The organism is Lysinibacillus sp. NPDC092081, assembly GCF_044755845.1.
In the GTDB taxonomy this organism is placed as follows: Bacteria; Bacillota; Bacilli; order Bacillales_A; family Planococcaceae; genus Lysinibacillus.
The window spans coordinates 33,438-47,136 of sequence record NZ_JBIVRU010000014.1 but is presented as its reverse complement, the minus strand read 5'-3'; the positions used below and the strand labels follow the sequence as shown (position 1 = coordinate 47,136).

Genomic DNA, 13,699 nt, shown 5'->3' with positions numbered 1-13,699 from the left:
TTTAGAGACCCGCTGAAATAGAGGAACTCAGACGTTGCCACGTCCTGTGGCAATTTATCTGTGCGAAAGCGTAGCGACAGCAATAGGGTTTTATCTGTGCGAAAGCGCAGCGGCAGCAACAACACATGACTGAGTGACCAACATCACGTTGGCACAAAGCCGATTCCAGACGCAATTATGCCGAGGCATAATTGATATACTAAACAATTTATTAAAAGGAGGTAAGACTATGGGAGGTCTTGGAGCAATTGGAGTACCTGGGTTAATCATTATTTTGGTAATTGTTTTAATCGTGTTTGGTCCGAAAAAATTGCCAGAAATCGGCGGTGCAGTCGGTAAAACATTTGCAGAGTTTAAAAAGTCCACGAAAGGGCTTATCGATGATGAGGATGATACAGCGAAAAAAGAAGAAAAAAAATCTGACGCTTCGTAGGAGGTTGTCCTATGGATCCATATGAAGAAGGAAAAAGAAAATATTTAAGTCCACTTGATAAGAAAGAAGCTGAGCCTCTCACGACTGTAGAGGCTTTTGTTGAAGTTCCAGTAGTGACAATTGAAGAGGATACGGAAGCTGATGAACCACTTTTTCCATTGACATCATTGCTTGAACATCTTACGGAACTGCGCAAACAAATTATTAAAGGGCTAATCGTATTTATTCTATTTTTTATTATTGTATTCTCTACCATTAATATTTGGTTTCCTTATGTAACTCGAGGGCATTCACTAATTATTTTAGGGCCATTAGAGGTTGTCAAATTTTATATGACGATTTCCACAACACTAGCATTCGGGCTATCTATGCCGTTTTTAGTTCATTTTCTGTGGAGCTTCGTAAAGCCAGGTTTAAAAGAAGAAGAAAGCCGTTTCCTCGGTCTTTATGCACCTGTCATGCTTGTACTCTTTTTATCAGGCGTAGCTTTCGGTTACTTTATTGTGAATCCACTCAGCTACTCATTTTTAGTGGGTATAGGGGCAACTAATTTTGATGTTATGGTATCAGCAAATGAATACATGCATTTTTTAGTGATGACAACTGTACCACTTGGACTACTCTTTGAATTACCAATCGTAACCCTCTTTTTATCGTCCATTGGTGTACTAACGGCTGACTCCATGAAAAAAATACGAGGCTGGTCTTATATCGGGATGGGCGTTGGTTCTGCTGTAATTACACCACCCGATTTTATTAGTCAGCTACTCGTCTTAATTCCAATGATTATTTTATATGAAATAAGCATCTATCTTGTTAAACGTATAGAGCGTAAACAAATAGAAAGCACTGCGTAGCAAAGACGCAGTGCTTATTTTTTCTTTAATTCTATGACAAGAATCTCTGGTAGATTAAAAATTCGCATAGGTACTGTACTATTACCTAATCCTCGACTAACGGCCATAGTTGTGGTTCCTTCTTTATAAAGACCAGCCGTATATTTTGGGAATATTCCCTGTCCTCGTGCGAAAAGACCACCAATACCAGGAATTCGAACTTGTCCACCATGTGCATGTCCTGAAAATACTAAATCAATTCCAAACTCCACATACGTATTAAACACTTCTGGTCGATGCGCTAGTAAAATTGTTAGTTCATTTGGTTGAACATTTCTTGTTGCTATCTCTAGCATTTCTTTCGTTGTTCTACCCGTTAACGGATCTTCTATGCCAACAATCGCCAAGCGCTCCCCGTCGCGCTCAATGAAGGTCGATTCATTGGACAACACATGTACACCTAACGATGATAGCTCCTCATAAATTACATTCACTTTATTCGTCGCTACTTCATGGTTTCCTAGTACAAAATAGACATCCGCTAATTTAACTAACCCTCTAACAGCCTGCAAGCTTCGCTCCAAATTATAACGATTACTATCAACTAAATCACCTGTAATAAAAATCAGGTCAGGATTTGTTGTTTTCACCTTAGCTATGAGTTTCTCTTGATGTTCGCCAAAGAGAGAATCCTGTAAATCTGTTATTTGCGTAATGCGTAGCCCATCAAAGCTGGCAGGCACTTTTTCTGACTCGAATTCATACTTGCTTACAACCAGCCAGTGATTGTTTACGTACAAAAAAATGACTATAAAAACAACAAAAAAAGCTACATATAATAATTTTTTCAATCGCAATCGCTCACTTTGTGGCTACTTTTTCAGAAAAAATTCTGACCCCCCTATTATAAGCATAAAACAAAGTAATTGTAAGCACATACACATAAAATCATTAGATTGTACAAAAAGAGTAACTCAAAACGTTACCTTTAAGGCGGTCAAAAAAACGCATTTAGACATTCCTTTCAGAAAGTCTAAATGCGTTTTCTCGTTTATAATACTTTTTCTAAAAAGTCTTTCGCGCGCTGTGTAGATGGTGATGTGAAAAACTCTTCTGGTGAGGCATCCTCAATTAACTTTCCACCATCAAGGAATAGTATACGGTCAGCCACTTCACGTGCAAAGCCCATCTCATGCGTTACGATTAACATCGTCATCCCCGTATCAGCAAGATTTTTCATAACAGCTAATACCTCTTTTACCATCTCAGGGTCAAGAGCTGAAGTAGGCTCGTCAAATAAAATTACTTTTGGATCCATTGCAAGTGCTCGAGCAATGGCAACACGTTGCTTCTGCCCTCCTGATAGACGGTTTGGATATTCATTGCGCTTTTCAAATAGGCCTACCTTCGTTAGTAAATCTTCAGCCTTTTTGATAGCAGCTGCCTTATTCATTCCCTTCACATTAATCGGTGCGTATGTTAAATTTTCAAGTACCGTTTTATGAGGGAAAAGATGAAAATGCTGAAATACCATACCGACTTCTTCACGGATCTTCATAATGTTTGTTCCTTTGTCCGTTAGAACTTCGCCAGCAATTGTAATCTTTCCGCTCGTGGGCTCTTCTAATAAATTTAAGCAGCGCAGGAATGTTGATTTACCGGATCCTGATGGTCCAATAATAGCAATTACTTCTTTTTCTTTTATTTCAGTTGAAATACCCTTTAGTACTTCGTTTTGCCCATATGATTTGTGTAAATCTTCAATTTTAATCACTTTTTCTCATTCCTTTCTCAATTCGTTTACCAAGGAACGTTAGTACAAGCGTCATAATGTAGTAGATCACACCCGCAAATAGTAAAGGCTCAAGATAGCGATATGTTGAACCACCTACAATATAAGCACGGCGCATAATATCAAGTGCACTAATAACCGTAACAACAGCTGTTTCTTTATTTAATGTAATAAACTCATTTACTAAAGATGGTAAAATATTTTTTACGGCTTGTGGGATTATAATATCTTTCATCATTTTTGCATATGGAATACCGAGCGCTTGTGCCGCTTCCATCTGTCCTTTATCAACCGCATTAATACCAGCTCGAATGATTTCAGAAATATAAGCACCTGAATTTAACCCGAATGCAATAATAGCTGTTGGAACTGGGTCAATTTGAATATCTAATAACTGTGGCACTGCATAGTAAATAATCATTAATTGTAATACAAGCGGTGTACCACGGAAAATCGATGTATAAAAATCTGCAAACCAACGCAAAACATTCACTTTACCAATTTTGCATAATGCTAGTAATATACCAACTATAAAACCGATGATTGATGCACCGATTGCAATTTGAAGTGTGACACCTATCCCTTTTAATATGTAAGGAATAGAGGGAATGATAGCTGTAAAATCTAAATTCACAGCGCCCCCTCCTTTCTTGTTCTCTTTTAAGGAAACGTAAGCGATAGCTCGAAATAGAGCTATCGCAGTTCACCTTACTTATTTAACTTTTAACCATTTATCTTCTAGCTCTTTAATTTTACCTTCATCAGCTAATTCTTTTAATGCTTTGTTAATTTTATCTTTAAGATCGCTACCTTTTTGAACAGCGATTGCTTTGAAGTCTTCAGGTTGCTCTTTAACTGGGAACGCTTCTAGTTTTTCGTTCGTATCAAGATAACCTTTTGCTACACCGCTTTCTACAATCCCAGCATCTAAACGTTTAGACATCATGTCTTGGATAATTTCAGGAATTCGTGTACGTCCTTCAACTGTAGCATCTATTTCTTTTGCAATTTTGTTACCTAATTTTTCTTGGATAGAAGCATTTTGAACACCAATTTTTTTACCAGCTAAATCAGCCTCTTTTTTAATTCCACTATTCTTTTTCACGATAAACACTTGCTCTGTTTGATTATATTTATTAGAGAAATCTACAACTTTTTCACGGTCTTTATCAGGTGACATACCAGAAATAACAACATCCACTTTACCTGCTTGTAGAGCTGGCACTAGACTATTGAAGTCGATATCTTGAACTTGCATTTCTACACCAATCTTGTCACCAACTAATTTAATTAAATCAATATCAAAACCAATAATATCTTCACCCTTTGCAGCGTCAACATACTCAAATGGTGCATAATCAGATGAAGTACCTACTTTTAAGACTTGCTTTTGTTCTGTGCCTTCGCCAGCATTTGAATTTTTATCGCTTGCTTTATTACTTTTTGCGCCACATGCTGCTAGTACACCAATTACTAGAACGAGCATTAGCATGAAAATTTTGTTTTTCATATTCATGATCTCCTTTTATTTATGTTTTATTGGCTATGAAAATCTAAGTTCTTGAAATAATCGAATGGATATTTATTCACTTTAGAGAATAAAAAATCTATCTGCTAATAAGATATACTCTTTTGAAATAATAATCAAGCTAAATTGAAAATTTTTAGACAAAACATTATAAACATAATTTTCTGATAAATCAATCTATTTTAATTTCCGCTGTAAGCGTTCACTTGGAGTGGAAATCAACCTTTGTTTATTGATTCACATTATGTTTATCCCTTTGTCGACAAACTGAGACCCCCAAAAATGGAGGTCCCCACTTATCTTATTTTTCATCTGCAAATAGCTTTTCCTTCAACTCATCCTCCCCAGATCCTTCTGCTAAAGGTACGCGAGAGCGATACGCTGCACGACATATTAAATGTCCAGCTACAGGAGCTGTTACAAAAACGAAGATAATTCCTAAAATTAAACGTACACTCACATATCCATCATGTACCCAAAAGTAAATAAATGCGCCTAATAGACATGTTAAGACCGACAATGTCGAACTTTTTGTTGCAGCATGTGAGCGTGTGTATACGTCAGGTAAACGAATCATTCCAAAAGCGCTAATAACACTTACAATGGAGCCAATCAATATAAGTATAACTGCCGCCCATTCAATCATTTGATTTACGTTCAACAATCACACCTCTTTCAATATATTTCGTAAACGCTATTGTGCCGATAAAAGCTAAAATGCCCAATATTAAAATGGCTTCTAGGTATGCTTTTGTTTTCAATATAATGGAGACGATAGCGATTGCTGAAAGTAAATTAACACCGATTGTATCAAGCGCTATGGCACGGTCGGGCAACGAAGGACCTCGAATTACACGAAACAACGACAACGCAATCGATACACTGAATAACGCAAGAGCCAATAGTAAAATTTTTTCAATCATTAACGTGTCACCTCCATAATCGCTTGTTCAAACTTCCCTATTGAACGAATGACAGCTTCTTTCGATTGTTCAATATCCATTGCATGAATATAAAACATATCTCCCTCTTCAGAAACTTCCATCACTACTGAGCCTGGAGTAAGGGTGAGCAACAAGGCAAGTGCTGTTATTTCCCAGTCTCCTTTAAGCGCTGTTTTATAAGTAAATATACCAGGGGTAATATTGAGCTTCGGAGTAGTAATTTGTCTTAATACACTATAACTCGATAATAGTAGCTCCCAATTAAAGAGCCATAATAATTTAATAATTGAAAACACACGTCGTAAATAAAATTGTGTGCCGTAAAAGCGATGCATAGCATATAAAATCCCTATTCCGACGATAAAGCCCATTAAAAATGTCGAAAACTGCGGTATAACTTCATCCTGTAACAATAGCCAAAGTGTTGCGATAAATAAATTTAAGATAAATTGCATCGCCATTATTTATTCACCTCACCTTGCCATGTTGTGCCATCCAGCACTGCATCAATATAAATTGATGGCGTGTAGAGTGTTTTTGCTGCATCTGTTACATACGGAGCCATCCATTCAGCTCCAATCCCTAAACCAATTGTACAAGCTGCCAACAATGTTAATGGCAAGACCATGCGCTTTGGTAACGGCTTTTCATCCTCTAGACTAATAATGGTTTCCCCAAAGAATGAGGAGAGAAATATTCGTAATAGTGAATACAAAACAATTAAACTAGATAAAAATCCTAGACCTAGTAGAACAAAATTTCCGCCCTCAATAGCTCCTTGTCCAATTAAAACCTTACCTAAAAAGCCACTTAATGGTGGTATTCCAGCCAGCGAACACATGACAATAAAAAATAACCAGCCAAAAAGAGGGTAATTTCGAATAAGCCCACTCATTTTATCAATAACCGTTTCGCCAGTAACATACATCATCATTCCGACTGCTAAAAACAGCATAGCCTTAGCTACCATATCATGCATCAAATAGTATGTTACGCCCTGTAAAGCAGACTCCGTACCGATCGCTAGACCAGCTACTATAAAGCCAACACCAATAAGGACGTTATAAGAGGCAATTGTTCTTACATCTCGCCCTGCCAGTGCTCCCATACATCCAGCAATAATCGTAATTCCCGCCATAATTCCTAGCACCATATGAGTCACTTCAGTATTAGTTGGGAAAAGTAATGTAAAGGTACGGACGAGCGCATAAATTCCAACCTTCGTTAATAATGCTGCAAAAAGTGCAGCTATAGCTGTTGGAGGTGCACTGTATGAGCCTGGAAGCCAGAAGAATAATAATAGGCCAGCCTTCAAGCTAAAAACAATTAAGAAAATAAGAGCCACAGTCGTTATTAGTGGGTTAACTCCTGCCTCAATAACACGGACAGAAATATGTGCCATATTCAACGTTCCAACGGTTCCATATAAAAAAGCTAATGCCACTAGGAAAATCCAAGATGCAACAATATTGATCAGCACATATTTTAACGCTTCGCGCAGCTGAACTTTATCGCCACCTAAACTAATGAGTGCGTAAGAAGCAAGTAACATCACCTCAAAGCATACAAACAAGTTAAAAATATCCCCCGTTAGAAACGAGCCGTTAACTCCCGCTACCATAAGCAGGACAAACGGGTAAAAATACATCTTTTCAAAGCTCTTACCGATTGTAAAAATGGCATATAACAAACAAATGGCTGCCACAATATTCGCTACTAATACAAGGAGCATGGCGAATGAATCAGCAACAAATAAAATGCCGAATGGTGGTGCCCAGCCACTAAAATCAATACGTATTACACCTTGTTTCTGAATCTCTTGCAATAAAATGACACTAATAAGGACAACAAAGCTTAATGTCAATAAACTAATGATGCGCTGCAAAAAGACATTTTCACGTAAAAACACAAGTAAAATTGCCGTTATAACCGGCACAATTAATGGTAAAACAATCATATTACTCATCCGGCGTACCTCTCAATTCATCAAAATTCGCCGAACCGTTCGTTTTATAGGCTCGGTAACCGAGAACAAGCACGAACGCCGTTACCGCAAAGCTAATTACGATTGCCGTTAAAATTAATGCTTGCGGCAGAGCATCTGTGTAAGGACCTTCTGATTCTTCTAAAAGTGGTACGTCCCCCTTTTTCAGTCCACCCATCGTTAAAATCAGTAAATGTGCCGCATGCGATAAGACCGCAGTTCCTAAAATCACACGTAATAACTGTTTCGAGAGGATTAAGTACGTCGCAACAGCTACTAATACACCAACTAACACTAGTATTAAAGACTCCATTGGCTACTCATCCTCACTTATACTTAAAATAATTGTGACCACAACACCTACTACCGTTAAAGCCACGCCAGCCTCGAAAATGGTTACAGTCGAAAAGCCCATTTTCCCGAATATCGGCACATTTATATAACTATATGTCTGCGTTAAAAACGGAACATCAAAAAATAGTGAGCCGATTGCTGTGCCTGTCGCAAGTAATACGCCAAGCGCTGCCACTTTTTTAAAATCAAATGGCATTCCTTTATGCACTGTTTCAATGTCATACGCTAAATATAGTAGAACAATGCCAGAGGCCAGTACGAGGCCACCTATAAAACCTCCACCTGGAGCATGATGCCCTGCAAAGAATAGATAAATTCCAAGGGTTAAAATAATGAAGACGACCGTCTTTGTGATTGTACGCAAAATAACGTCATTTATTTTCATGATCCGCTTCCTCCTTTCGTGGCTTTAGCTTCGTTAATGTATACACTCCTAAGCCAGCAATCAGAAGAACGACAACTTCTAGCATCGTATCAAATGCACGGAAATCGCCTAATATTGTGTTGACAATATTTGAACCACCCGCCAGTTCGTAGGAATCATTGAAGTAAGTAGCCACTGGCTCAAAGCGATCGAAATGGACAACCGCTAAGCCTATTAATGTAACTGTGGCGCCAACGGAAATGGATATAATCGCCTTAGACCATTGCATTTTTTTACGAGAAGCTTCAGGCATTAAATCAGGTAAATATTTAAAACATAGAAGGAATAATGCTGTTGTCACAGATTCAACGACTAATTGGGTTAATGCTAAATCAGGAGCACGGAAAATTACAAAGAAAAATGCGATTGAATAGCCAAGTACGCCATTCAACAACATGGCTGTTACGCGTCCTTTAGCGAAAATCATCCATACTGCAGCGAACATCATGACAAACACTAAAATGAGCTCATAGGACTCAATTACGGAATCCTTCGCAAAGTTAAATGCAGTAGCATCCGACCATATAAAATATCCTGCGATAAGCGCAACAAAAAATACATATATATAGACAAAATAATGCGTTAAATTACCTGTCATATAACGATTCGTAAGCTTTGCAGAACCATTTTCACCAAACTCAATCAAACGATTGTAATACATATTAAACGTATATCTTTGCGGGAATATCCGATACAAAGGCTTCCAGCTTTTTAACGTTTTAAATAAGATGATCCCAATAATTACTACAACAAAAGTCATTAACAATTCAGCATTAATGCCATGCCAAGCATGAATATGTGGTGTTAATTCACTAGTTGATGGGAATGCTGGATAAATACTAGCCATAGCAGGCTCTAAAATATAATGCCCTAGCACGTTTGGGAAGAAGAAAATCCCCACTACAAAGACGCACAGAATAATTGGCGAAAGTAGCATACCTAATGGAGCTTCATGCGGTTTTTTATCCAACTTATCAAGCTGTAGTTTTCCGAAAAACGTTCGACTGATTAAAATCATACAGTAAACAAATGTAAAGATACTTGCTACCCATGCCACGATTGGAAATAGCAGTCCCAAATCGGAAATTGAAAATGCCTCAACATTACGAATAGCTAGTACCGCTGCGAAAAACATTTCTTTACTTAAGAAGCCATTAAATGGAGGTAAGCCGGCCATAGAAAATCCGCCAATGACTGCAATTGTGAAGGTCACAGGCATTAAGGCCATTAATCCTCCGAGACGGCGAATATCGCGTGTGCCCGCCTCATGATCGACAATACCAACCATCATGAATAGTGCACCTTTAAACGTGGAGTGATTAATAAGATGAAACAACGCTGCAAAGCTTGCCTGCGTGTAAAGAACAGTATCTGCAGCATAGCCGTAATAATGACCAACGGATCCTAGTCCAAATAAACTCATAATTAGACCGAGCTGACTAACCGTTGAAAAGGCTAATAGCGCCTTTAAATCTGTTTGCCGCACAGCATTAAATGAGCCCCAGAACAACGTTACAAGACCAATCACACTTACTAGCCAGAACCAAACAGCCTCTCCTCCAAATACTGGAGAAAAACGTGCAACTAAATATATGCCGGCCTTTACCATCGTTGCCGAGTGTAAATAAGCACTAACTGGTGTTGGCGCCTCCATCGCATCTGGCAACCAAATATGGAAAGGAAACTGTGCAGATTTTGTAAATGCACCAATTAGAATGAGGATTAACGCTGGGATAAACAATGTATGATCTCGTATAGTCCCTACATTAGCTACGATTTCACGAATACTAAATGTACCAGATGCCACATAAAGCATTAGAAAGCCCGCAAGCATTGAAAGGCCACCAAAAACGGTAATTGTCATCGCTTTTCTTGCACCAGCGCGAGATGATTTTCGATGATGCCAAAAAGCAATTAACAGGAATGAAGATACACTTGTTAGCTCCCAAAATGTGTATAATACCATTAAATTATCTGAAAAGACGACGCCAAGCATAGCGCCCATGAAAAGTAATAAATAGCAGTAAAAATGATGAAGAGATTCTTTCGTTGATAAATAAAAAATAGAATATAAAATGACTAAGCTACCTACACCCGTAATCAGCAAGCCAAAAATCATACTGAGTCCGTCGAGATAAGTTGTGAAATTTATATTAAAAGAGGGAATCCACTCATATGTATGAATAAACGTTTTACCCTCGGCAATTTGAGGAATATAGCTCGCGAGTAAAAGAAACAAGATGAATGGAACGGATAAAACAAACCAGCCAAGATGTGCAACACGCCTTAGTCGCCTATAAAGTAGTGGAATAAGCGCAGCACAAACAATTGGTAAAAGTATCGCAAAGAGAACTGTAACCAAGTGAAAACCTCCTACTAACAAATTCGTTTAGCAACCGCTGTTTGATATGGTGCGAAAAACTGTGTATATGAGAAAATAACCGATAATAAAGTATTCCCAAATCTACTGAAGTTACTACTGTTTTATACTTTGCTTCACGTACAAAATTTGATTTGTGTACTCCTTGAATTGGAAAGTAAGTGGTATGTGTTGAAGTAATAGAAATAATAAATAATGACAAATCTAGTTCATTCAACATTCAGCGCATATTATTTTATGGTGATAGCACTGCATAAAACCAGGGGAACTTTTCAGGCTATGAACTCCCTATCTTAAGAAACCTGAATAACCAATAACGTATTTTCTTAAGGCCTTTAGAAAATAGCATGACTTTTGAAGAGATAAAATGTACACACTATTCCTGTCACTACGGCGTACCGAGTCACTTGACTATCTTTTTAACTAACTGCATAATAGTGTGGCATATAGAAGCAATTAGTTTAAATGCATGAAATGCATAAATCAAATAACTGTAAAGTATAGAGATAATCCTGTTTCCTCAAGGTTTTTCCAATATATTATCATTAACTTTTATACGTTTTTTAGTATACAATACAAATGAGCATAATGCACTGTATCAGTATCGGTTTTAGCTGTTTTAGGATATTTTTTCAAAATCTACAGTAAAAATGACAAAATAAAGACAAGATATGAGGTGTTAATTTTTATGAAGCATATAAAAGGGCGTTTAGACGAAAGTATATTAGTTTGTGTCTACTATGGGCTTAACGGTGAGCGATTAATACGACGTGGTCATAAAATGGCTACAATGTTAGATTGTCCATTATATATTCTTTCCGTCGATTCGCAACCCCTTGATGCATTTGATGCAGAGAAATCTAGCTACATCGAGCAATGGAAAAAGTTATCTGATGAGCTTGAAATTGAAAAGTTTATATTACAAGATAATGAAAAGCGCCCAATACAAAAGGTTATTGCAGAAGTGGCAAAAAACTACGGAATTTCTCAAATCATCGTAGGCCAAAGCGCACAAAGTCGCTGGGAAGAGATTACAAAGGGTTCCTTCCTAAACGTCTTATTAAAAGAGGTTCCTTTTGTTGATTTTCACATCGTGGCTGTCCAACGTCCAACTGACGATGATGCTAACGATACATATGAAAAAGGGGTACGTGCTTATTTAATCCAAGAACATGAGGATTTTAAAGTAGCATTTACATGTCCTAAATATGTATCAATTGAAGGAATATTTTTCAAAGAGATTGGCACTGACTTTGATAATGGTATTTTTAAATTCACTTACAATGATAAAATGCATGAAGTTCACGTATCAGAGGGCTATGTACTAGATAAGGGAAAACTTCCGACTGAATTTTTATCCCCATTACGTCAATAATAAAAACGCGTTCTTCTAACTTGAGAACGCGTTTTAGCTTATCTATAAAATAATGAATATAAATTAAAGTGTAGCATTAATCAAAAGTTGATTTTCACTCCGAGTTGGCGCTTTCCGCGGGCTTGGCTTCAATCTCCTCGTCACTACGTTCCTGCGGGGCTTTCAGCGCAAGCTCATCCCGCAGGAGTCACCACTCTCCGTGAAAAATCAACAGTTCCTCATCATTGGTATGAATAGCAAGCTAAACCAAAATAGTTTAATAACTTTGATTAAAATACTAAAAAGATCCAACCTAAATTATTCTCCCAAGACAAGCCTCACCTAGGAGGAAAACAAACTGTTTCGATACTCCTCGCAAAAAAATCACCATACAGCTTTATGCAATTAGGAGTAGCGTTTTTATCTTTCACTCTTACCTAAGCGTTACACCGCCGAAGCTGGTTTATCCTTAGGTAAGAAAAATGCTACTAGTAATAATAATGGTAGCAAAGATACGACCATCATCGTAAAATCAATACCCCTATGATCCATTAATACACCAATTACCATCGCACCGATTGCACCCATTCCGAAAGCAAAACCAGTTGTTAAACCAGCCATTGTCCCAATTTTTGTCGGAACAAGTTCTTGTGCGTAGACAACCGTTACCGAGAAGCTAATCATAATGAGTGTACCGATAATTACTAAAAATATCATTGCTGCCCATAACGGTACATAAGGCAACGCTAAACAAAATGGCATCGGTACAACAACGGACAGTAAAATAACGTTTTTTCTACCAATTCGATCTGATAATGAACCTCCGAAAAATGTGCCAACGACCCCAAATGCCATAAAGGTGAAAATTAAAATTTGTCCAAGGCGAAGACTAACACCATAATGATCCATTAAATAAAATACATAAAAACTTGTAATATTAGTTGTATAAAATGATCTCGCAAAAATAATAGTAAATAGTAACGTCAACGCAATGCCTACTTGTTTCTTTGTTAATGGAGGCAAGTTAGAAATCAACACTCGTTTTTTCTTTGCCATACGTTCTTGCTCCAACTGCTTTTTATACCACACTGCAATTTTGCTCAATATAACAATACCTATTGCTGCCACTACTAAGACAATCGCGGCACCACGTTGTCCAAGCAAAGCAAAAATATAAGCACTAATTAGTGGTGCGAGTGCTTGCCCAGAGTTACCGCCAACTTGATAAACCGATTGAGCAAGTCCTCTTTTTGAGCCCGCTGCCATGAATGAAACACGTGAACCTTCAGGATGGAAAATAGCTGAGCCAAACCCTAAAAATAATACTGCAATAATAATTATCCAATATTGTGATGTAAACGCTATAATAGCAATGCCTATGAATGAACTTATCATACCAATCGGTAGAGCATAAGGCATCGGCTTTTTATCGCTAGCAAAACCAACAACAGGCTGCAAAGCAGAAGCAAACATATTTAATGCGAACGAAATAAGACCTATTTGTGTGAAAGTTAACCCTAAATCACTCTTCAATATCGGGAACATCGCTGGAATAACGGCCTGCATCGTATCATTGATAAGATGGGCAACAGCTATTGCAATCATAATGGGATAGACCGGATTATTTAAATTTTCTATTTTCTTATTCATGTCGCCACCTACTTTCCAAT

15 protein-coding genes are annotated in these 13,699 nt (G+C 37.6%); 3 read left to right on the top strand and 12 right to left on the bottom strand.

All coding sequences use genetic code 11. The features are described from left to right. Positions 1–229: 229 nt before the first annotated feature. Together tatA and tatC are read left to right on the top strand one after the other, a co-directional pair. On the top strand, positions 230–433 hold the full coding sequence (gene tatA / locus ACIQLB_RS18020; RefSeq protein WP_400728722.1) for a twin-arginine translocase TatA/TatE family subunit: 204 nt from the start codon (positions 230–232) through the stop codon (positions 431–433). An 11-nt stretch (positions 434–444) separates the two neighbouring features. Then, on the top strand, positions 445–1,290 hold the full coding sequence (tatC, locus tag ACIQLB_RS18015) for a twin-arginine translocase subunit TatC (RefSeq protein WP_400728719.1): 846 nt from the start codon (positions 445–447) through the stop codon (positions 1,288–1,290). Between the two features lie 14 nt (positions 1,291–1,304). Here the strand turns inward: tatC and ACIQLB_RS18010 are convergent, their stop codons facing one another. The 11 genes from ACIQLB_RS18010 to ACIQLB_RS17960 form a co-directional block, all read right to left on the bottom strand. Beyond that, positions 1,305–2,120, bottom strand: a complete 816-nt coding sequence (locus ACIQLB_RS18010) for a metallophosphoesterase (protein ID WP_400728716.1) — start codon at positions 2,118–2,120, stop codon at positions 1,305–1,307. 200 nt (positions 2,121–2,320) lie between these two features. Then, entirely contained in the window at positions 2,321–3,043 is a 723-nt protein-coding gene (locus tag ACIQLB_RS18005; protein ID WP_400728713.1) for an amino acid ABC transporter ATP-binding protein, read from the bottom strand. Further along, positions 3,036–3,695: an amino acid ABC transporter permease gene (locus ACIQLB_RS18000; RefSeq protein ID WP_053485396.1), complete on the bottom strand. Its 660-nt coding sequence runs from the start codon at positions 3,693–3,695 to the stop codon at positions 3,036–3,038. The genes ACIQLB_RS18005 and ACIQLB_RS18000 overlap by 8 nt, the downstream gene beginning before the upstream one ends. 78 nt (positions 3,696–3,773) lie before the next feature. After that, positions 3,774–4,571: a transporter substrate-binding domain-containing protein gene (locus tag ACIQLB_RS17995; RefSeq protein WP_400728709.1), complete on the bottom strand. Its 798-nt coding sequence runs from the start codon at positions 4,569–4,571 to the stop codon at positions 3,774–3,776. A 319-nt stretch (positions 4,572–4,890) separates the two neighbouring features. Next, the gene (locus tag ACIQLB_RS17990) at positions 4,891–5,250 is read right to left on the bottom strand and encodes a Na+/H+ antiporter subunit G (RefSeq protein ID WP_400728706.1); all 360 of its coding nucleotides are present in this window, start codon (positions 5,248–5,250) and stop codon (positions 4,891–4,893) included. Next, complete coding sequence (locus ACIQLB_RS17985) at positions 5,228–5,512, bottom strand: Na(+)/H(+) antiporter subunit F1 (RefSeq protein WP_249076134.1); 285 nt, start codon at positions 5,510–5,512, stop codon at positions 5,228–5,230. The genes ACIQLB_RS17990 and ACIQLB_RS17985 overlap by 23 nt, the downstream gene beginning before the upstream one ends. Next, positions 5,512–5,994, bottom strand: coding sequence for a Na+/H+ antiporter subunit E (locus tag ACIQLB_RS17980; RefSeq protein WP_249076135.1), 483 nt, complete (start codon positions 5,992–5,994; stop codon positions 5,512–5,514). The genes ACIQLB_RS17985 and ACIQLB_RS17980 overlap by 1 nt, the downstream gene beginning before the upstream one ends. Beyond that, a complete protein-coding gene (locus ACIQLB_RS17975; RefSeq protein WP_400728701.1) occupies positions 5,994–7,499 on the bottom strand; it encodes a Na+/H+ antiporter subunit D in 1,506 nt (501 codons plus the stop codon). Before ACIQLB_RS17975 ends, ACIQLB_RS17980 begins: the two co-directional genes overlap by 1 nt. Beyond that, positions 7,492–7,830, bottom strand: coding sequence for a Na(+)/H(+) antiporter subunit C (locus ACIQLB_RS17970; RefSeq protein WP_400728698.1), 339 nt, complete (start codon positions 7,828–7,830; stop codon positions 7,492–7,494). The genes ACIQLB_RS17975 and ACIQLB_RS17970 overlap by 8 nt, the downstream gene beginning before the upstream one ends. A gap of 3 nt (positions 7,831–7,833) precedes the next feature. After that, complete coding sequence (locus tag ACIQLB_RS17965; protein ID WP_400728695.1) at positions 7,834–8,256, bottom strand: Na(+)/H(+) antiporter subunit B; 423 nt, start codon at positions 8,254–8,256, stop codon at positions 7,834–7,836. Further along, a complete protein-coding gene (locus ACIQLB_RS17960) occupies positions 8,243–10,657 on the bottom strand; it encodes a Na+/H+ antiporter subunit A (RefSeq protein ID WP_400728692.1) in 2,415 nt (804 codons plus the stop codon). The genes ACIQLB_RS17965 and ACIQLB_RS17960 overlap by 14 nt, the downstream gene beginning before the upstream one ends. A 706-nt stretch (positions 10,658–11,363) precedes the next feature. Here ACIQLB_RS17960 and ACIQLB_RS17955 point away from each other — a divergent pair. Then, the gene (locus tag ACIQLB_RS17955) at positions 11,364–12,050 is read left to right on the top strand and encodes a histidine kinase (protein WP_400728689.1); all 687 of its coding nucleotides are present in this window, start codon (positions 11,364–11,366) and stop codon (positions 12,048–12,050) included. Positions 12,051–12,473: 423 nt separating this feature from the next. Here the strand turns inward: ACIQLB_RS17955 and ACIQLB_RS17950 are convergent, their stop codons facing one another. Then, positions 12,474–13,679: an MFS transporter gene (locus ACIQLB_RS17950; RefSeq protein WP_400728686.1), complete on the bottom strand. Its 1,206-nt coding sequence runs from the start codon at positions 13,677–13,679 to the stop codon at positions 12,474–12,476. Positions 13,680–13,699 lie beyond the last annotated feature (20 nt).

Excerpts from the sequence above, each read along its gene's own strand:
- tatA (WP_400728722.1), top strand. The coding sequence starts at position 230 with ATGGGAGGTCTTGGAGCAATTGGAGTACCTGGGTTAATCATTATTTTG.
- tatC (WP_400728719.1), top strand. The coding sequence starts at position 445 with ATGGATCCATATGAAGAAGGAAAAAGAAAATATTTAAGTCCACTTGAT.
- ACIQLB_RS17995 (WP_400728709.1), bottom strand. The coding sequence starts at position 4,571 with ATGAAAAACAAAATTTTCATGCTAATGCTCGTTCTAGTAATTGGTGTA.
- ACIQLB_RS17985 (WP_249076134.1), bottom strand. The coding sequence starts at position 5,512 with ATGATTGAAAAAATTTTACTATTGGCTCTTGCGTTATTCAGTGTATCG.
- ACIQLB_RS17980 (WP_249076135.1), bottom strand. The coding sequence starts at position 5,994 with ATGGCGATGCAATTTATCTTAAATTTATTTATCGCAACACTTTGGCTA.
- ACIQLB_RS17975 (WP_400728701.1), bottom strand. The coding sequence starts at position 7,499 with ATGAGTAATATGATTGTTTTACCATTAATTGTGCCGGTTATAACGGCA.
- ACIQLB_RS17970 (WP_400728698.1), bottom strand. The coding sequence starts at position 7,830 with ATGGAGTCTTTAATACTAGTGTTAGTTGGTGTATTAGTAGCTGTTGCG.
- ACIQLB_RS17965 (WP_400728695.1), bottom strand. The coding sequence starts at position 8,256 with ATGAAAATAAATGACGTTATTTTGCGTACAATCACAAAGACGGTCGTC.
- ACIQLB_RS17955 (WP_400728689.1), top strand. The coding sequence starts at position 11,364 with ATGAAGCATATAAAAGGGCGTTTAGACGAAAGTATATTAGTTTGTGTC.
- ACIQLB_RS17950 (WP_400728686.1), bottom strand. The coding sequence starts at position 13,679 with ATGAATAAGAAAATAGAAAATTTAAATAATCCGGTCTATCCCATTATG.